Raw genomic sequence first — 21,390 nt, 5'->3', positions numbered from 1 at the left:
CTTTTTTAGGCAGAACAACTTAAAAATGAAGGTAAACAAATCGCTCAATCCTTAACGCAAAAGTTCGTAAATTTGAAATCTAATTTCCAATACAATGAACATTCTCCATCTCGATAGCAATCACTCGCTTTTAAAGCAACAGTTAACCGATTTAGGCTTTACCAATCACGACGATTTTAGTTCAACAAAATCAGAAGTAGAAGCTAAAATTCATCAATACGATGGTATTATTATAAGAAGTCGTTTTACAATCGACAAACCATTTTTAGATGCCGCAACAAACTTAAAATTTATTGGCCGTGTTGGTGCTGGTTTAGAAAACATAGATTGCGATTATGCCATATCTAAAGGTGTCTATCTTATTTCGGCTCCCGAAGGCAACAGAAATGCAGTTGGCGAACATACTCTAGGCATGCTCCTTTCGTTATTTAACAAACTTAACAAAGCCGATCATGAAGTTCGTGAAGGCAAATGGCTACGCGAAGATAATCGTGGAATAGAATTAGACGGAAAAACAGTTGGGATTATTGGCTATGGAAATATGGGAAATGCGTTTTCTAAAAAATTACGTGGCTTCGATGTAAACGTCTTGTGTTACGATATTAAAGCCGGTGTTGGAAACGAAAATGCTAAACAAGTCGACTTAGAAACGTTTCAAAACCAAGTTGATGTCGTAAGTTTACATGTACCACAAACACCACTTACCCAAAACATGATTGACGCCAAATTTATTAACGGTTTTAAAAAGCCATTTTGGTTTTTTAATACGGCTAGAGGAAAAAGCGTGGTAACAACCGATTTGGTTGCTGCACTACAATCTAAGCAAATTTTAGGTGCCGGCTTAGACGTTTTAGAATACGAAAAAGCCTCCTTCGAGAATTTATTTACTGCAGATCAAATGCCTAAAGCTTTTCAATATTTAATAGAAGCAGAAAATGTATTATTAACACCACATGTTGCAGGATGGACTATAGAGAGTAAAGAAAAATTAGCACAAACCATAGTCGATAAAATAAAACAAAAATTTGTAAAACTTTAATCTCGCAAACAATCCATTTGCAGGAGCGAATCACTCATTACAACATTTATTATAAAACAAAAAAAGCTGAAGATTTAAAACCTTCAGCTTTTCTATTATATTCAGATTTAAAGACATTAATTTCCCGTCTTCGAATCGTCTTTTTTCTTTCCAAATAAGCCGTTAAGTATATTATCGGCCGCTTTTTTAATGTTATCTGTTTGTACAGAATCTTTTACTTTGTCTGCGCCTACACTAGTGGAATCGCTAGATTTATTTCCACCTAAGAAATTATTTAAAGCGTCTTTTACCTTATCTGTTCCTTTGTTTAATAATTCGTTTTTTTGCATTTCAATCAGCTTCTGTGTTAAGGCTGTTGCAGTCGCACTTAAATCTGTAGTCACCGACGGACTACCAATACTTCCTCCAATTTTAGCCATTACAGGAACTGTAATATTCTCTGCTTTCGGGTCGTTTAGTTTGGCTAATAAGTTGGTAGCCTCTTTTCCAAGATATTTAGCAGGCACATCGAAAAGCGCACTATAATTTAGAGACTGATCGAATCCGTGGCTCCCTCCTATTTCTACAGCAATATCCTTAAATTTAAGATCAAAAGGTTTTACCTGCACTTGTCCATCTTTAAAATTCAATGCTGTTTTAAAGTTTTTAGTTTCACCTTCATCAAAATTTAAGAATTCTAAACGATCTACCAATGTTGCCAAAACCTTACTGTCTTTAGTATCGACATCGTTAACAAATAATTCTGCCAATACATTTCCTGAAATGGTACTTAAATTGGGCGTAAAATCGGTAGAAAGATCTCCTTTTATTTCAAAATTAGAATTTAATACACCTTGAAATGCTTGAGCAATAGGCGCTAAAGCTTTTAACAGATCTAAACCTTGAAAAGATTCTGCGATATTAAAACGTTGCATCCCCAATTTCACATCGAAAATAGGTGTTTCAGATTTAGTCGATACGGAACCATTTAATGCGATTTGTCCACCAAATAAATTAGATGTTAAATCTTTTATCGTCACCGTTTCATCGCGAACTATTAAAGTTCCTGCCGCTTCTTTTAAAGTGAGATTATCGTAAATAACCGTATTTGCTTTTGCTACAATAGTGGCATCTAAAAATGCTGGTATTTTTATTTGCTCTTTCCCCACCACAACTTCAGATTTCGGTTGTGTTTTGGTGCTTTCGTTGGTGGTAGCATTTTCAGAAGCATCTTCTTCGACCATAAAATCGTTAACAGCAAATGTATTCGAATTCAGTGTAAAGTTTCCTTTTAACATCTCGTCGTTAAACATAAACCCTAAGAGATTGTCTATAGCTCCTTTTGCAGAAAGATCGGTTTGACCCGTTTTCGCTTCAAAGGTATTCAAGGTCACATTTGTTGTATTAAAAGTTAAGCCTGCTTTCGAAATTTGAATCGGATTTTTTAAATCGTCAGAACTAAACTCAAAATTACTTAAGCCTAAAGACCCCTTATTTTTAGTGTCTTGATATCTGCTTTCCTCTATGGCTTTCATATCGAATGCTGTCGTAATATCTGCATCTAAAATTCCTTTTAAATCTTGCTCGACAGCAAACGGATACGCTTGTGACAGATTTCCTAAATTGATTCGCCCTTTCAGATTAGCATTTACCAACGGATTCCCCATAAGATTTTTAATCGTTGCATTGGCACTAAAAACATCCTGGGCTATTTTAAAAGTTAAGGTATTTATATTAACATACGTATTCTCCAACAGTCCCGTTTCATTTGCAATTTTAGTATCTATAGTAATATTAGATACTGCTTGAGGTAAATCTGGATATTTAAACGACGCGTTATTAGATGAAATTCCAATGTTAAAGGCCGGAATATGCGTCTCGTCTACCGTACCATTAATGCGTCCTTGCACCACAAAATCTCCAGTAGTTTTTACATTTTCTATTTCTTTAGAATAGGCTTGAGGAATTAATGCTAAGAAATTTTTAAAATCGGAAGACGGTGTTTTAAATGAAATATCGACATCTTGACTCGCTTCATTAAGTTTTACAAAACCATCGAAAACCAATTCCAATTGGTTAATAACAGCTTTGTTTTCCAGAAACGTGTAAGTGTTCTGCTCTAAATCTACTCCTAATTTAGCATCCAATTTAATGGGAGTCGCATTAAGATAATTAGTACCTCCCATATCGAAGGAAATCAAACCATTTGTCTTGGTATCTAATTCAGATTTTACAGCAGATAAATCTCCTGTTCCGGAATGATTAAAATCGGTAAGCTGAAAATGCATCTTCCCCTGCTCGTCAAAATATTTGATTTGGGAATTTGTTATGTCGTAGTTTTTAATAGATAAAGAAACCGAACTTGGAGTTGCCGGATCTGTATCGTTAATGCCCTCTGTAGAAGCCGGATCTGCCTTAACAATATCGTAATTAACATTACCATTTTCGTCTATAAGCACATTCACTACAGCTTCATCTATACTAAAAGAATTAATCGTATACGGTTCGCCTTCGCTATTAAATATTTGCATAAAAGGCATACTGATATTTGCATTTTTTGCAGACATCAAAGTTTCACCAGCGAAAGTTCCTGTGTTTATAATACTCATATCGTTAACAGAAACGGACACTTCAGGAAAACTCCGAATTAAACTCACATCTGCATCGGCAAAATCGAATTCTGCATTAATATTTTTATTCACTGTACTCTTTACAATGTCAAGTATTTTACCTTCAAATACAAAAGGAATGGCAATGAGAATAAGAACAATAACCCCTATTGCTATCCCAACTATTTTGAGTGTTTTTTTCATATTTATAATATTTTCTATAAATTTATATAGCAGTGAAATACAGCGCAAAAATGATGCTAATTCTATAGTTCTACCTGCACTTTAATAAAAGTTTAGTGTTTATTTATTTTCCATCTCTAAAAGTCACCAAAACGTACGCTGACTACCTTTAAAAACACACAAAGGAACCTAAATTAACGCATATTTTAGGTCTTTTTCGATGAGATTATTAACGCATAAAAAAGACTACCGTTATCGATAGTCTTTTTTAAAAATTGAATTTTATATGTGCTCTTGTAGATTACTCTGCAGGATCTGCTTGTTCGCTATTACCTGCTCCGGAAAATTTACGTTCTAATTCTTCTTGAAACTCTTCCATAACTGGACGTACCGTACTTTCTGGCAAATCTTCTATTTTTATATACATTAAGCCATCGACTGCATTATTAAATAAAGGATCGACATTAAAAGCCACCAATCTGGCATTTTGCTTGATATACTTTTTAAGTAAAACCGGCAATCTTAAGTTTCCTGGCTCTACTTCATCTATAATTTTATCGAATTTGTTTAAATCGGCTTCGGTTTCATCAAATACAAAATCTTTATCGGCATCTTTAAGCTTAACCTTAAACTCTTTTTTAGGGTGTACATACTGCGCGACATACGGATCGTAATAATGAGATTTCATAAACTCTATCATTAACGATTTTGAAAAATTCGAAAACTGATTACTGATGCTTACACCACCAATTAAATATTTATGCTCAGGAAAACGTAAAGTAGTATGCACAATACCACGCCAAAGCAGAAAAAGAGGCATTGGTTTAAGCTGAAATTCTTTAATAATAAAGGCGCGTCCCATCTCGATAGACTCACTCATCATTTTATGTAATTCCGGCTCAAAGCGAAATAAGTCTTGTAAATAGAACCCGTCTATTCCATATTTTTTAAAAATTTGGGACCCTAGGCCCATTCTATATGCTCCAGCAATCTTTTTTTGATCGTCGTCCCATAAAAACATATGGTGATAGTAACTATCAAACTTATCTAAATCTATAGATTCGTTGGTTCCTTCTCCAATTTCACGAAAAGTAATTTCACGCAAACGCCCAATTTCTCTAAGAATAGTAGGAATATCTCTGGAAGAGGCCAAAAACACTTCGTAGTTCTTACTTTGCAATAACCTGCAATCTAGCTCACGTAATTGCGCCACTTCCTCCTCCATTAAGGTTGCATCTCCAGGAGTTACAATACGCTTTGGGGTTTTAGTCGATTTTAAATTTAAGGTTGAAGATAAGCTGCTTAGTATTTTAGATTTCTCTTCGAATGCATTTGCAAGCATATACGTTTTTCGCCTTAAAAACTCGGAGTATTCTGGCAAGGTCGCATGCTCTTTTTGATCGGCTACCGAAATAGGCCTTCCAATTCTCACCTTAATTACACGCTTTTTCTGTGTTAAGACTTCAGAAGGCAATTTTGCTGTTCTTAACGTACCACTTAACTTAGAAAGTTCATAAAACAACTTACTATTTTTAGCATGAAAATAAATGGGAACTACTGGTACTTCGGCTCGCTTTACTAATTTTAAAGCCGCGGCTTCCCAAGGTTTATCTACCACTAATTTACCTTCGCGATAGGTAGAGACTTCTCCTGCAGGAAATACACCAAGCGGATGACCTGCTTTTAAATGTAACAAGGCACTTTTAAAGGCAGCGACACTAGATTTAGCATCTTTTCTATCTTCAAACGGATTTACAGGCATAATGTATGGCTGTAAAGGTTCTATACGATTCAGTAAAAAATTGGCCATGATTTTATAATCATCGCGCTGTTCTATCATAAGTTTTAATAACAACACGCCATCAATACCGCCTAACGGATGATTAGATACCGTTATAAAGGCGCCACTTTTTGGTAAACGTTTTAGATCTTCTTCTGGAATTTCAAATTTAATCTCGTACTCTTCTAAAATGCGATTTAAAAAATGTATATCTGATAGATGCTTATTTTTAATATAAAAGTCGTTTATTTTAGAAATTTTTAGAACCTTCATTAGGCTCCAGCCCACAAATGTGCCCAGAAAACCAAATTTTTCTAAATTTATAGCACTTGCTACTTCACTGGGTGTTACTATTCCCTTTTCTTCCTGTTTCGCCATGGGCACAAATGTAGTGAATTGTTTATTTAGTTACTATTTGTAACGTATCTTGGGTACGCTGTTGTACCAATATATTTTTATTATTTTCGATTATACCAATGGCTTCATCATTATAATGCCTAACCGTATATAATGAAACGTTAGAAGTATATGTAATCTTATATTTCACTTGAAATTGATCTAAAACGTCTTTTAAATTAGCAAAAGTATCTTCTACACAAACAGAAAAACTAATGGCCGAATTCTGAATAAGATTAACTTTCATTTTAGCGACATGCAGTATATTAAAAATATCACTAATATTCTCTTCAACAATATATGAAAAATCTAAAGATGATATACAGATTAAAATCTGGTTTTTCTTAACAATATAACATGGAACCTCGGGAACAACATCCTGATTCTGACTGATCTCGGTTCCTTTTTCTAGCGGATTTAAAAATGATTTCACATACAATCTAATCTCTTTTTGTTGAAGTGGTTGTAATGTTTTTGGATGAATAACACTAGCACCATAAAACGCTAATTCTATGGCTTCTCTATACGACAATTGGCTTAACAATTGAGCGTTGGGAAAATACCTCGGGTCGGCATTTAATACTCCCGGGACATCTTTCCAAATCGTTACACTTTGGGCATCTAAGGCATATGCAAAAATGGCAGCTGTATAATCACTACCCTCTCGGCCTAGCGTTGTAGTGTTTATAGAGTCGCTCGCTAAAAAACCTTGTGTTACACAAATCGAATTCTGCTTTTTTAAAGGTGAAATTAATTGGCAAGTCGTATCCCAATCTACATTTGCACGTCTAAAATTAGAATCGGTTTTAATATAGTTACGGACGTCTAACCACGTGTTTTCAACTCCAAAATTATTTAAATACGCACTTACAATGGTTGTAGAAAGTAATTCTCCAAAACCTATAAGCTGGTCGTATACAAAATTATAGTTGGTAGACGTATTTGTATTTAAAAAGTGTCTTAAATCTTTAAAAAGAATGTCGACAGCATTAAAAACAGCATGATTTTTATCTAGAAACAAAGCTGAAACAATTGTAGTATGATAGTGCTCTACATAAGTAACAGAGGTCTCTAACTCGGAGGTATCGTGAAGCAAATTATGAACAATTACTTCAAAAGCATTTGTCATTTTTCCCATAGCGGAAACAATAACCACAGTATCTTTTTCTGAAAATTGCTTTACAATTTTAGCGAGATTTATTACGCCCTCGGCATTCTTTACCGAAGCTCCTCCGAATTTAAATATTTTCATTTACAACTTATCGATATAGTTTTTTATCCCCGCTTCATCCAATTGTACAACATCCCAATCGCGTAGCACATTTGCGCCCTTACTTTCGTAAAAAGCAATAGCAGATTCGTTCCAATCTATAACTTCCCAATTAATTCGTTTTGCTCCTTTACTGTGGCCATATTTAACAACCTCGTCCAACAAAGCTGTACCCACTCCTGTGCCTCTATAGGCTTTATTTACAATTAAATCTTCAAGATGAATAATAGGCCCTTTCCAAGTCGAATATCTGTTATACACCAAAGCGATACCTTTTATATCGCCTTCAATTTCTGCAACAAAACACTTAAATAATGGAGACGCACCAAAACCATCGCGTTCTAAGTCAGTTACCGTAACTTCCACTGCTTCTGGTTCTTTTTCATAAATGGCTAATTCATAAATCAACTCCAGTACGGCTGACATATCTTCAATTTTAGCCGCTCTTATTTTAATATTCATAATAATCTTTTGAGAATCCAAATATATGGAAAATCGATGGATTATAATTTTCACTCAAACGTTATAGTTTAACAAAAAGTACGATATTTGTAAAAACAAACGTTACCATTAAATGTCAGGACAAAACAAAACATTAGGTGAATTTATAATCGAAAATCAGACCGCTTTTAAATACACCACAGGAGAGTTAACAAGATTATTAAATTCTATCCGATTAGCAGCTAAAGTTGTAAATCACGAAGTAAACAAAGCTGGATTGGTAGACATAATTGGTGCCGCAGGGGATGTAAACATTCAAGGTGAGGACCAACAAAAATTAGACGTTTACGCTAACGATATCTTCATTCAGACGCTTAAAAAGCGAAATATTGTTTGTGGTATTGCTAGTGAAGAAGAAGATGATTTTATTTCAATTAACAGTCAGGATTCTAACCACCAGAATAAATATGTGGTACTTATAGACCCTTTAGATGGATCTTCTAATATCGATGTTAATGTATCTGTAGGAACTATTTTCTCTGTATACAGACGTATTACTCCTGTTGGATCTCCTGTTACAATTGAAGATTTCTTACAAGAAGGACACCAACAAGTCGCTGCAGGATATATTGTTTACGGAACCTCAACCATGTTAGTATATACTACTGGTGCTGGTGTAAACGGATTTACATTAAACCCTGCCATTGGAACATTTTACTTATCGCATCCAGACATGTCTTTTCCTGAAGATGGAAATATTTACTCATGTAACGAAGGGAATTACATCCATTTCCCACAGGGAATAAAAGATTATATTAAGTATTGCCAAATGGAAGAAGGCGACAGACCATATACGTCTCGATATATTGGGTCTTTAGTTTCAGATTTCCATAGAAACATGATTAAAGGAGGTATTTATTTATATCCAAAAAGTTCTAAAAACTCTAAAGGAAAATTACGTTTATTATACGAATGTAATCCTATGGCCTTTTTAGCAGAACAAGCTAACGGAAAAGCTAGTGATGGTTTTACACGTATTATGGATATTAAACCTACAGAATTACACGAACGTGTTCCTTTTATATGTGGAAGTAAAAACATGGTAGAAAAAGCTGAAGAGTTCGTAAGAAACGCAGCCACAAAATAAATTCAAAACATAAAAAAAGCGATTGTTATAAAACAATCGCTTTTTTTATTTCATGTGGTAAAAAGATTACTTTTTCATCGCCTCGATAAATGTATCTAAATCTGCACCTTCAGAAACCAAAGCTAAAGCCTTCTCGACTATCGCGTTTAATTTTTCTGAAGAAAATCCTAAACCTAAACATATTTTTCTTAGTAGCGTAATTTCACTTTCGCCGTTTATATGATCTAAATTTACCATACGCGCTAAGTCGTATAAACGCTCTAAACGACGTGTATTTTCATGGGGAGGATTAATTGGGTGTGATTTATAATCCAATAAAATCTGCTCGTAATCGTGTTCATTTATCTGTAAACTGCGGGCTAATCGATCTAAAAACGCTTTTTCGTCTTCAGAAATAATACCGTCATCCATAGCTACACGTACAATTGCAGCGAAATGATCTTTATTACGTTCTTTAAACCCGTTATCAAACAATTTTGAATAAGACATATCTATTATTTTTTTTAAGGCGACTAATATAATTAAACTTTAATTGTTAATTAATTTAAATATCAGTAATTTTTACTTCTAAAGTTACTAAAAATTCAATAATTAGTAATTTTTAAATTCATAAATCGTTAACACAATTTATAAGTTCATACCCTTATATTTACACAAAATAAATTGCCTTGAGTAAAAACAACCTCTTGCAAACATTTGCACAAACTTTGCAAACGCAAAATTTGCAACTTGCTATTTCCAAAAGTGAAAGTAAAACGGTTTTAAAAGGTCTTGTGGGATCATCATTTTCTTTGGTCATTGCCGAAGTTTTTAAATATGCCGAAAAACCTTTTCTTCTTATTTTTAATGATAAAGAAGAAGCAGCCTTTTATTTAAACGATTTAGAACAACTTTTAAACACTAAAGATGTTTTATTTTATCCTGGGAGCTACCGCAGACCTTATCAAATTGAAGAAACCGATAATGCCAACGTTTTATTACGTGCCGAAGTTTTAAACCGTATTAACTCGCGAAAAAAACCGGCTATAATAGTAACGTATACAGATGCATTATTTGAAAAAGTCGTTACCAAAAAAGAGCTGGAACGTAACACTTTAAAAATTGCAATAAACGACAATTTATCTATAGATTTTGTAAACGAAATTTTATTTGAATACAAGTTTAAACGTGTCGATTTTGTTACCGAACCCGGCGAGTTTTCTGTCCGTGGAGGGATCGTAGATGTCTTCTCCTTCTCGCACGACGAACCTTATCGAATTGAGTTTTTTGGAGACGAAGTAGATAGCATTAGAACCTTTGATGTAGAGACACAACTATCGACAGAGCAAATCAATAAAATAAGTATTATACCAAATGTAGAAAATAAATTCTTAGACGAAAGTCGAGAAAGTTTTCTAAAATATATGGCTGCTAAGACGGTGATTTTTTCTAAAAACAGTCAGTTATTATTTTCTGGAAGTGATATTCTTTTTGGCAAAGCTGTAGAGGCTTTCGAAAATTTAAACTCCGATTTAAAACACAATGCCCCAAGCGAATTATTTTGTGATGCCGAATTGCTTAAAAAGCAACTTTTAAAATTTACAGTAGTCGAGTTTGGAAGTGGTTATTATTTTACAAAAAGTATAGATACTGGCATTGTATTTAATACCACACCTCAGCCTTCATTTAATAAACAATTCGACCTTTTAATAGACGATTTAAATAGTAATCACAATAAAGGATTTACTAATTATATTGCCTGCGTAAGCGAGCAACAAGCGAAACGCTTTCACGATATATTTAACGACATTGAACAAGGTGTTTCGTATCAAACCATAGTGCTTTCCTTACATCAAGGGTTTGTAGATCATGAAAATAAAGTGTTGTGCTATACCGATCATCAAATCTTTGAGCGTTATCATAAATTTAGTCTTAAAAACGGGTACGCTAAAAAGCAATCCATAACCCTAAAAGAACTTACAAATCTGGAAATTGGCGATTATGTTACACATATCGATCATGGGGTTGGACGTTTTGGTGGTCTGCAAAAAATAGACGTAGAAGGCAAAAAACAAGAAGCTATAAAACTAATTTATGGCGAACGCGATATATTATATTTAAGTATACATGCGCTACACAAAATTACCAAGTTTAATGGTAAAGATGGTAAGCCTCCAAAAATACATAAACTAGGAAGTAACGCTTGGAAAGTTTTAAAACAAAAAACAAAATCTAGAGTTAAAGAAGTAGCCTTTAACCTAATTAAATTATACGCTAAACGAAAGCTTGAAAAAGGGTATCAATACAATCCAGATAGCCATTTACAACATGAATTAGAAGCATCTTTTATTTACGAAGACACGCCAGACCAAAGCACGTCGACTGCCGATATTAAAAACGACATGGAAAGCGAGCGCCCAATGGACCGATTGGTTTGTGGAGACGTTGGTTTCGGAAAAACAGAGGTTGCTATTCGCGCTGCCTTTAAAGCAGTAGATAACGGTAAACAAGTGGCCGTTTTGGTGCCTACAACCATTTTAGCCTATCAGCATCATAAAACCTTTAGCGAGCGTTTAAAAGATTTTCCTGTCACGGTCGATTATGTGAACCGATTTAGAACAGCAAAAGAAAAACGAGACACTTTAGAGCGTTTAGAAAAAGGGCATGTCGATATTATTATTGGGACGCATCAGCTTGCCAATAAAAGTGTAGTATTTAAAAATTTAGGGTTATTAATTGTTGATGAAGAACAGAAATTTGGAGTTGCAGTAAAAGAAAAACTAAAGACCTTAAAAGATAATGTAGATGTGCTTACATTAACCGCTACACCTATCCCAAGAACGCTTCAATTTAGCTTAATGGCAGCGCGAGATTTATCGGTAATTACCACGCCTCCGCCAAACCGTTATCCTATAGAAAGTAATGTGATTCGCTTTGAAGAAGAAACCATTCGTGATGCTGTGAGTTACGAAATTCAGAGAGGCGGACAGATTTATTTCATTCATAATCGTATTGAAAACATTAAGGAAGTTGCGGGTTTAATTCAGCGTCTAGTTCCCGATGCCAAAGTAGGTATTGGTCACGGACAAATGGAAGGTAAAAAATTAGAAAATTTAATGTTAGCTTTTATGAATGGTGACTTCGATGTACTAGTCAGTACAACCATTGTAGAAAGCGGATTAGACGTACCAAATGCCAATACTATTTTTATAAACAACGCCAATAATTTTGGACTGAGCGACTTGCACCAAATGCGTGGTCGTGTGGGTAGAAGCAATAAAAAAGCATTCTGTTATTTTATCACGCCAGATTATTCTGCTATGACTGCCGATGCCAGAAAACGTATCACAGCTCTGGAACAATTTACAGAATTGGGAAGCGGATTTAATATCGCGATGAAAGATTTAGAAATTCGTGGTGCTGGAGATTTATTAGGAGGAGAACAAAGTGGCTTTATTAACGATATTGGGTTTGATACGTATCAGAAAATTTTAAATGAAGCGATTGAAGAACTTAAAGAAAACGAGTTTAAAGATTTATATCCAGACCAGGAAGGCAAGCCTAAGGAATACGTTAAAGACATCACTATAGATACCGATTTTGAGTTGCTATTCCCTGACGATTATGTAAATAATATTGCCGAACGTTTAAACCTATACACACAACTAAATCAGTTAAAAACCGAAGACGAATTGAAAATTTTCGAAAGCCAGTTGGTCGATCGTTTTGGAGAGCTCCCAACACAAGTTGTCGATTTACTTAACAGTGTTCGCGTAAAGTGGTTAGCAACAACCATTGGATTAGAAAAACTAGTGATGAAACAAGGCAAAATGGTTGGTTATTTTGTTAGCGATCAGCAAAGCTCATTTTACCAAAGTGCCAATTTTACAAACGTTTTAAAGTTTGTACAATCTAATCCAAGAGCATGCAAAATGAAAGAAAAACAAACGCGTGCCGGCTTACGTTTATTATTAACATTCGATCATATTAAAACCGTAAAACAAGCCTTACTTGCTTTGCAACCTATTTTAAAATAAAATACATGAAAAAATTAATTTTAGCCCTTTTATTATTACCCACATTAGTTCTTGCGCAACATAAAATCTCAGGTACGTTTTCTCCTGCAGCAAGTTTTAAAACTGCTATTTTATACAAATTAGAACCTTCTAACCACGTATACATTAGCAACGCAGATATTGTAAACGGTAATTTTGAATTAGACCTAGACACCACTTTAAAACCCGGCATGTACCGTATAGTTTATGCCTTACCGCAGGATCAATACAGTTTCGATTTTATTTATAATAACGAAGACATTGTGTTTCGATTCCAGCAAGATAGTGGCGTTTCCTTTGTGCTTTCAAAAGAAAACAAGCTTTTAACAACCTACAAAAATGACATGTATACTGTTAAAAGTAAAATCAACACCTTTTATGGTTCGGCGAATCAAAATGAAGACGATTATATGGCCTGTATTTCTGAAATGAAAACTATTCAAAATCAAGCCGAAAGTGCTTCAAAAGGGATGTTAGCTCATGATTTTATTAAAGCTGAAAAACCATATACTCCAACAGCTTTTGAAGACGCTCCAACGTATTTTAATAATTATAAAATGAATTATTTTAATTCTGTTGATTTTAGTAATCCTGTACTTCAAAATTCCAGTTTTTTAATGGATTCCGCTTTAAGCTACGTGTTTATTTTTGTGGATAGACAATATGAAAACAGGTCGTTTAAAAATAATATAGACGATGTTGTACGGGAAACTACGGCGACTAAAAGTATACAAAAATCAATTTTAGAAGTGTTATGGAATCAGTTTAAGGAACGTAAAAACGAAGAAGTTGCGAACTATATCTCTTCAAAATATCTTGAAAAATTATTAGACCCTGTAAAAGACGAGATGTTAATAACCGACATGAAAGCTTTTCGTAATACTGCAATCGGAGCTGTTGCTCCAGACTTCTCTTGGCCGTCTAAACTAGGAAGTAGTAAACTAAGTACGCTTTCAGGAAAAGAATACTACATTGTTACATTTTGGAGCAGTACTTGTTCTCACTGCTTAGAAGAGTTACCTGTTTTAAAAGCCTATATACACGGCAAATCTAACATTCAGGTCCTTGCTATAGGATTAGAAGATGAACGTCCGAATTGGGAAAAAACAATAGCAAATTATCCTGAATTCACTCAGATTTACGGAATAAACAAATGGGAAAACCCAATTCCAATTGCCTATGGTATTTCGGGAACACCTTCGTTTTTTGTATTAGATAAGGACAAAAAAATTATAGCAAAACCAAACGATGTTGAAAAACTAATCACGTTTATGGACGCACTATAATTACGCTACAAAACCTAATTCATTTCATTAAAAAGAAAAGCATCACAATAATTACATTGTGATGCTTTTCTTTTTTTTAATATTCAACAGATATAAAATTATTCGTTTAAAATAAAATCGACTGCCGATAGCGAATGAATTTTTGTTGTATCGAAAGCAGGAACCTCAAGGTCTTCTTGGAAAATCATTAACGGAAACTCTGTGCATCCTAGAATCACTCCTTCGGCACCATCATTTATCATGTTATTTATAACGCTTAGCACATAGGCTTTAGATTCTGGTTTAACTGTTCCGTAAGTAAGTTCCTCAATAATTATTCGGTGCAATTCATCTATCACTTTTTCGTCTTCTGGCACTAGAACTTCTAATCCATTTTCTTCGATTCTTTTGGTGATAAAATCTTCCTCCATGCTATATTTTGTACCAATAAAGCAGACTTTCTTCAAACCTTTTTTCTTAATCGCTTTAGCGGTTGCATCTGCAATATGAATGACAGGAAAGTCTAATTGTTCTTGCACACTATTATATACTTTATGCGGTGTATTGGCGCAAAACATTACAGATTCTGCCCCTGCTTTATTAAGATTTAAAGCGGCATTTGTTAGCATATTGGCAATAGAATCCCATTTATTTTCTGTCTGAAAACGATGCACCTCAGCCTGATTAAGCGTGTAGACTAATAACGGTGGATTTGTATTATTTCCAAAATGATCGTTTACTGTTTGATTAATTGTACTATAATAATCTAAGGTAGAATGCCACGACGTTCCACCGATAAGGCCTAATGTATGCATTGCTGATTGATTCATATCTACTTTATTTTCTAATGGCGTAGTTTCTGTTTTTTGTTCACAACCGCTCAAGATTATAAGCGCTATAAATGCGACCGTATTATGTATGGTATTATGTATATTCATATTAAATAATTAGGCTTTAATTTTAGGCACAGCGGCTCGCCACCCTTGTTTTAATTGTACTGATAATTGCTCTATAAGTTGCTTTTGATCTGATTGCCCTGCAATATTTACAGTTTCATTTGGATCTACAGCATGATCGTATAATTCAGCTGTCGCATACGCTCCTTTTTCCTTAGCTTCATTATCCCAAGCATACCATTCTATATAGTGATATTGCTTAGTTTGCATGGAATAGCCCATATACTCATTCCCATCTTTAGATACACGAGCACGGCGTCTAAATTGCGTAAACACGGCATCCTTCCATGCCAAGTTAGGATTACTAAAAAGAGGCGCTAAACTTGTTCCTTGAAAATAATCTGATTTTTCAACTCCCGAAATATCACATAAGGTTGGGAATATATCTACAAGTTCGGAAAGTGCTTCGATTCGTTTTCCTTCGGTTTGATTGGCTTGTTTTATAATTAAAGGCACATGGGTATCTATGTAAAAATTCGTCATTTTACCCCAACCATTGTGGTCTCCTAATTTCCAACCATGGTCGCCCCAAAGCACAATAATAGTGTTTTCGTACAAGCCTCTTTCTTTTAAGCCTTCAACTAATCGTCCTACACACGCATCAATAAAACTGACACTTGCATAATAGCCTCTTTTTAAAGAATCGGCATATTTTTCTGGTACGGGTTCGTCTTCCGGTCTTCCAATTGTATATGGATTATCATAATTCCGCAATTCGTAATTAGAATTCGCCGACATCACGGGCGCATTTTCAGGTAATTTTGGATTGGGCGCTGGAGACACAGAACCTTTTGGATATAAATCCCAATATTTTTTTGGTGCAACAAAAGGCAAGTGCGGTCTATAAAACCCTAAACCCATAAAAAATGGTTGTTTCTTATCTTTAATTCTATCTATAGTTTCTAATGCCAATGTTGTTTGCATGGCATCGTAAAACAACGAATCCGGCACATCGGCAGCTTCTAAAGCAGGACCACGATTCCAACCGTCTCCATATATTTTTCCTTTTCGCTTAGCTTTAAATAGGTCTCGATCTCTTTTCTGAATTGCTAAAGCCTCTTTGGTATAGTAATATGTTTCTGCATCTCGATTTGCATATGGCGCAGTATTATATGGCGCTGGTTTTAAGTCTGGCTCGTCCCACGAAATGGAATCTGGCATATAATTATGAAAGATTTTACCAATGTTCACCGTATAATATCCCGACTTATTGAAATACTGAGGCATCGTAACAGCATCTGGATTAATCTCTCTAAACTTATCTCCTAAGTGCCATACGCGTGTAGAGTCTGGTCTATACCCAAGCATAGTGCTCGCTCGAGAAGTTGCACAAACTGCAGCTTGACTATGCGTATTTAACATAAGCATAGATGTAGACGCCAAGGCATCGATATGTGGTGTTTTCATTTCGGCATTGCCATACGCGCCAAGATCTGGTCTTAAATCGTCTATAGACAAAAATAAGATGTTAGGTTTTTGTTCAGGCTCAGTTTCGGCAATAGAAGTCTCCTTTTTCTGATTGTCACAAGAAGAAAGTAACAACATTGAGGATATTAATAGTAATACAATTTTCATATTATGGGAAGCTTATTTATAAAATATCTAATTGGTTTAACAACATTCACGCGCTGTAATCATTAATAAGAAGTATTAATTTCCTTGTCCTAATAATTCTATCCACTGGCTCGTATACCCTGTATTTCTAACACCATTTGAATGTCCTTTTTTTCCTTCTGGAACGGGAAGACTAAATGGATAAATATGATTTTCAGGAATCTGCATAGCAATATACGATGCTCTAATAACTTTAGCCATAGGCTCTGTAACATGATAAGTGCCATACCACAAATGAGAAGGCGTTTTACTCGCGTTATAATACCAGGTTGCTAATTTATTTTTTGCAGAAAAATCCCAACCGCCAGAAAAATCTATAACTCTAGCCACACGGTGCTCTTTCGCGATAAATGCTGCCATACCACCGCCTTGCGATTGACCAGAGACAGCTATTTGATCCCATTTAAGATTTCCGTCTTCAAGGTAAGAATCCCAATGACCATCTTTATCTATTTCCGACAGGTATTCCAATAATTTTATTAATCTATTTACAATAGCATCATAAGATTTATCTGTAGTAAATTCGAAATTATTTGTACCGTAAATACGATTTATTCTAAAATCTGAAGCACAATCAGGATTAGCTTCCAAGGTTTCTTTTCTACATATTTGAGCGATTGCAGGTCTGTTTATGTACGACAAATTAATTACCGCATAACCTTGTTTCACGGCTGTATTAAACAGGTCTTTTGGTCCTTTTAATGCAACACCACCTGTCCCCGGCATAAACAATAACAATTTGCCCTGTTTTATTGTTGGATTATATACAACTAAATGTGGCGTATTTGATTCTGTAATTCTGGAATCTGTTTTAGAAGGCAGAACTTCTAGAACCTTGTAATCTTCTAGAAAAGTATATTTAGATTGCGCTAAAGAAATATTAAAGCATAGCACCGCGCCAACAAAAATCACAAACTTTTTAAACATCATGTTTTTTTTGACATGAAGATACAATTATATCCCAAATGCACAGTATACACGGGAGTTTTGCACGGCTTTAAAAACGGTCTAACACTTGAAATTATAGCTATAAATCGAGGTATTGAAATCAAAAAACGCGATCAAATTATTGATATATCATTTTTTCGAATTACGAATATAAATTTAGATAATTGTAACCCCTATAATTTCAAATAAAATAAAAATTATTGGACTTAAAAATTTATTAAAAAAAAAGACTTAAGACACCACGTTTTGCGCTTCTCCTTTTAAAAACATTTCAAAATTTCGCACTGCAATTTGCATGCATCGGCGTCTTGCTTCTAGAGGTGCCCAAGCAATATGTGGCGTAATAATACAATTTTTAGCATCTAAAAGTGGATTATCGGATACTATAGGTTCCTCCGAAACCACATCTACTGCGGCTCCTGCGATTCTACCAGAATTCAAAGCTTCGGCTAAATCGTCTTCTACCACTAATCCCCCACGCGATGTATTAATAATAAATGCACTCGACTTCATTTTAGAAATGGTTTCCGAATTAATAAGTCCTGCGGTATCCTTTGTCATTGGACAATGTAAACTGATAAAATCTGAATTTTTCAACATATCATCTAAAGACACAAATTGGCAAGTTTCAGATTCATATTCAGAATATACCGTTCTATTATACACCAAAACATGTAAACCAAATGCTTGTGCTAATGCCGCTGTGGCTTTTCCTATTTGTCCGAAACCAACAATTCCCATGGTTTTTCCATCTAATTCGATAAGCGGACTATTCCAAAAACTAAAATCTAAAGATTTTTCCCATTGACCGGATTGCACTGCTCGATTATGGTCGCCAACATGGTGGCAAAGTTCTAACAACAACGCCATGGTAAACTGGGCTACCGAAGCCGTACTGTAAGCAGGCACATTAGTAACCACTACGTCTTGGCTTTGAGCGGCCTCCACATCTATAATATTAAACCCAGTTGCGGTTACACCAATATATTTTAAATGCGGTAATTGTTTAAGCACGTCTTTATCTAAAGGTATTTTATTGGTAATAACCGCCTCGGCATCTCCAATAGCCTTCACTATAGATTCTGTATCTTCATCTGTACGATCGTGAATCGTAACCGTTGCCAAATCTTTTAAAGCATCCCAACTTAAATCTCCCGGATTCAAAGTATATCCATCTAATACAACAATATTCATAAGTCTAAATAATTTTAATGAAGGTAACAATTTAGCGAATTCTATTAAAATTTATTAGCGTTTAATGTTTTCAAAAATGATAAAAAGCATCTTCTAAATGCTCCAATTCTAAGCCCTTTTTAGAACTGACAATGGCGATAATATCAAATCGCACTTCTACATCTAAGTTATTAGAAGTCACGTAAGCGTCTACCGCAGTAACCAAACGCTGAATCTGTTTGGGTTTTACAAAATCTTGAGGATTCCCAAAATCGGTACTAGAACGGGTTTTCACTTCAACAACGGCCAACACATCTTCTTTCTTCGCTAAAATATCGACCTCTGCTCTTTGATACCGATAATTACGTTCTAAAATCTGATAGCCATTCTTCAACAAAAAATGCACAGCCTCTTCTTCTCCTAATTTCCCTAACTTATTGTGATCTGCCATAATCTTCTAAAACAAAACGAATTACAAGTTAATGATTAATCCATTTAAAAAAAATTCCTGTTTCGTCTTTTAGGTATGTTAACCTCAACTCCTTTTTCCTTATAACACAGTATCTGCTCTCACATTTTATAACAATTTTAATAAACGAAACACCCCCAAATCAGTATCTTTGGAAGAGTTAACTATCACAATAATGAAAAAATTAATCTTAATCTTAACAGTCTTGATTGCAAGTAATATATCAAACGCCCAACAAGTCATGAACCCTGAATTGCTTTGGAGCGTAAAACGTATTGGCGTAATGGGTATATCTGAAGATGAATCTCAGATATTTTACAGTATTAAAATTCCGAATATCGAAAATAATGATTTCGACACCACCTATTTTAAAATGCCTATTGATGGTGGCACTGCAATACAAATTGAAAAGGAAGATGTAGCTGTTGCAGACAAAAACATATCGCCGGATGGCGCTTTAAAAGTGTTTCATAAATCGGTTCATTTAACAGATGTAAAAGCAACCGACATTTATAAACATTTAGATAAAGCAAATGCGTATGTCTTTACAGAACTTGATAATCGCCACTGGGATACATGGAGCGACGGATCTTACGAACATGTGTTTTATAAAAAAGCTAATGCATTAGACGAGACCGCTATAGACATCATGCCTGAAGAACCATACTACGCGCCACAACGTCCGTTTGGTGGTGACGAAGATTACATTTGGTCTCCAGACAGTAAGAGCATTTATTATGTAAGCAAAAAACTTAAAGGAAAAGCTTACGCTACAAGTACCAATACAGATATTTACAAATACGATATTAAGAGTAAAACAACTTCAAACATTACCGAAGGAAATACAGGTTACGATACCAATCCTGCATTTGCAAAAACAGGAGCCTTAGGTTGGTTACAAATGAAAACTGATGGTTACGAAAGTGATAAGAATGATATTGTTGTTCTTAAAAACGGTATTAAACAAAACTTAACGCAACAGTGGGATGGTACTGTAAACAGTTTTAAATGGAGTAAAGATGGCTCGAAAATCTATTTCACCGCCGCTGTAGCTGGAACGATTCAATTATTTTCGGTGAACTATCCTGGTAAAAAACGAATTGCTCCGGTAGTAAAACAACTATCTGAAGGACAATTTGATGTTCAGAGTATTGTTGCCGAATTAGACGACACACTTATTGTTACACGTGGCGATATGAATCACGCGAGTGAAATTTTCTCTTTCCGTTTAAAAGATGCTTCTTTTAAACAACTATCTGCTGTAAACAACGACTTCTACAGCAAATTAGATTTACCTAAAGTTGAAAAACGTTATGTAACAACTACCGATAATAAACAAATGTTAGTGTGGGTTATTTTACCTCCAAACTTCGATGCAACTAAAAAATATCCGACCTTATTATATGCTCAAGGTGGACCACAATCTGCTTTATCTCAATTTTACTCTTACCGTTGGAATTTTCAATTAATGGCCTCTCAAGGCTATATTATTGTAGCACCAAACCGAAGAGGAATGCCTGGTTATGGAGTAGAATGGAATGAAGCCATTAGTAAAGATTGGGGCGGACAAGTCATGGATGATTATCTTTCTGCCATAGACGATGTGGCAAAAGAACCATATGTAGACAACGACAGATTAGGTGCCATTGGAGCAAGTTACGGTGGTTATTCTGTATTTTATTTAGCCGGAATACACAACAAACGTTTTAAATCGTTTATTGCTCACGATGGTGTTTTCGACACACGATCTATGGCCGGAACAACAGAAGAATTATTCTTTGTGAATCATGATTTTGGAGGAAACTATTGGGACAAATCGAATACTATAGCTCAAAAAGCATTTAACGAATTTAACCCGATAACCCATGTCGATAAATGGGATACACCTATTTTAATTATCCAAGGTGGTAAAGATTACCGTGTACCTATCGAGCAAGGTTTAGCAGCTTTTCAAGCGGCTCAATTACGGGATATAAAAAGTAAATTATTGTATTTGCCAGATGAAAATCATTGGGTATTACAGCCTCAGAATGCTTTAGTATGGCAACACGAATTTTTTAAATGGTTAAAAGAGACCTTATAAAATG

15 protein-coding genes are annotated in these 21,390 nt (G+C 34.8%); 5 read left to right on the top strand and 10 right to left on the bottom strand.

Going from position 1 to position 21,390, the window contains the following annotated elements:
• Positions 1-94 precede the first annotated feature (94 nt).
• Complete coding sequence (locus tag AC0UBM_RS10200) at positions 95-1,039, top strand: 2-hydroxyacid dehydrogenase (protein ID WP_475688547.1); 945 nt, start codon at positions 95-97, stop codon at positions 1,037-1,039.
• 116 nt (positions 1,040-1,155) lie between these two features.
• Here AC0UBM_RS10200 and AC0UBM_RS10195 read toward each other — a convergent pair whose 3' ends face one another.
• The 4 genes from AC0UBM_RS10195 to AC0UBM_RS10180 all read right to left on the bottom strand — a co-directional run bounded on the left by AC0UBM_RS10195 (position 1,156) and on the right by AC0UBM_RS10180 (position 7,718).
• Positions 1,156-3,831, bottom strand: coding sequence for an AsmA family protein (locus AC0UBM_RS10195; protein WP_475688546.1), 2,676 nt, complete (start codon positions 3,829-3,831; stop codon positions 1,156-1,158).
• Between the two features lie 280 nt (positions 3,832-4,111).
• Positions 4,112-5,968 (bottom strand): GNAT family N-acyltransferase, encoded by a 1,857-nt coding sequence (locus AC0UBM_RS10190; RefSeq protein ID WP_475688545.1) that lies wholly within the window; start codon positions 5,966-5,968, stop codon positions 4,112-4,114.
• Between the two features lie 22 nt (positions 5,969-5,990).
• Positions 5,991-7,238 (bottom strand): aspartate kinase, encoded by a 1,248-nt coding sequence (locus AC0UBM_RS10185; RefSeq protein WP_475688544.1) that lies wholly within the window; start codon positions 7,236-7,238, stop codon positions 5,991-5,993.
• Positions 7,239-7,718 (bottom strand): N-acetyltransferase family protein, encoded by a 480-nt coding sequence (locus AC0UBM_RS10180; RefSeq protein WP_475688543.1) that lies wholly within the window; start codon positions 7,716-7,718, stop codon positions 7,239-7,241.
• Between the two features lie 112 nt (positions 7,719-7,830).
• Between AC0UBM_RS10180 and fbp the strand changes: the two genes are divergently transcribed.
• Positions 7,831-8,844 (top strand): class 1 fructose-bisphosphatase, encoded by a 1,014-nt coding sequence (gene fbp / locus AC0UBM_RS10175; RefSeq protein ID WP_414036489.1) that lies wholly within the window; start codon positions 7,831-7,833, stop codon positions 8,842-8,844.
• Positions 8,845-8,910: 66 nt separating this feature from the next.
• Here the strand turns inward: fbp and AC0UBM_RS10170 are convergent, their stop codons facing one another.
• Positions 8,911-9,333: a tellurite resistance TerB family protein gene (locus AC0UBM_RS10170; protein ID WP_414036488.1), complete on the bottom strand. Its 423-nt coding sequence runs from the start codon at positions 9,331-9,333 to the stop codon at positions 8,911-8,913.
• Between the two features lie 179 nt (positions 9,334-9,512).
• Between AC0UBM_RS10170 and mfd the strand changes: the two genes are divergently transcribed.
• Together mfd and AC0UBM_RS10160 are read left to right on the top strand one after the other, a co-directional pair.
• A complete protein-coding gene (gene mfd, locus AC0UBM_RS10165) occupies positions 9,513-12,860 on the top strand; it encodes a transcription-repair coupling factor (protein ID WP_475688542.1) in 3,348 nt (1,115 codons plus the stop codon).
• Positions 12,861-12,865: 5 nt separating this feature from the next.
• The gene (locus AC0UBM_RS10160; RefSeq protein ID WP_475688541.1) at positions 12,866-14,164 is read left to right on the top strand and encodes a TlpA family protein disulfide reductase; all 1,299 of its coding nucleotides are present in this window, start codon (positions 12,866-12,868) and stop codon (positions 14,162-14,164) included.
• Between the two features lie 98 nt (positions 14,165-14,262).
• On the opposite strand, the gene AC0UBM_RS10155 is transcribed toward AC0UBM_RS10160, so the two are convergent.
• The 5 genes from AC0UBM_RS10155 to AC0UBM_RS10135 form a co-directional block, all read right to left on the bottom strand.
• Entirely contained in the window at positions 14,263-15,081 is an 819-nt protein-coding gene (locus AC0UBM_RS10155; RefSeq protein ID WP_475688540.1) for an aspartate/glutamate racemase family protein, read from the bottom strand.
• Between the two features lie 9 nt (positions 15,082-15,090).
• A complete protein-coding gene (locus AC0UBM_RS10150; RefSeq protein ID WP_475688539.1) occupies positions 15,091-16,674 on the bottom strand; it encodes a sulfatase in 1,584 nt (527 codons plus the stop codon).
• Positions 16,675-16,749: 75 nt separating this feature from the next.
• The gene (locus AC0UBM_RS10145; RefSeq protein WP_475688538.1) at positions 16,750-17,643 is read right to left on the bottom strand and encodes a BPSS1187 family protein; all 894 of its coding nucleotides are present in this window, start codon (positions 17,641-17,643) and stop codon (positions 16,750-16,752) included.
• A 249-nt stretch (positions 17,644-17,892) separates the two neighbouring features.
• Positions 17,893-18,855: a D-2-hydroxyacid dehydrogenase gene (locus AC0UBM_RS10140; protein WP_475688537.1), complete on the bottom strand. Its 963-nt coding sequence runs from the start codon at positions 18,853-18,855 to the stop codon at positions 17,893-17,895.
• A 70-nt stretch (positions 18,856-18,925) separates the two neighbouring features.
• Positions 18,926-19,285: a YraN family protein gene (locus AC0UBM_RS10135; protein ID WP_414036481.1), complete on the bottom strand. Its 360-nt coding sequence runs from the start codon at positions 19,283-19,285 to the stop codon at positions 18,926-18,928.
• Positions 19,286-19,478: 193 nt separating this feature from the next.
• On the opposite strand from AC0UBM_RS10135, the gene AC0UBM_RS10130 reads away from it, so the two are divergent.
• Complete coding sequence (locus tag AC0UBM_RS10130; RefSeq protein WP_475688536.1) at positions 19,479-21,386, top strand: dipeptidyl-peptidase 5; 1,908 nt, start codon at positions 19,479-19,481, stop codon at positions 21,384-21,386.
• Positions 21,387-21,390 lie beyond the last annotated feature (4 nt).

The sequence above is a fragment of the Formosa sp. F44 genome (assembly GCF_056238645.1).
This window is presented reverse-complemented; position numbering and strand designations above follow the sequence as displayed.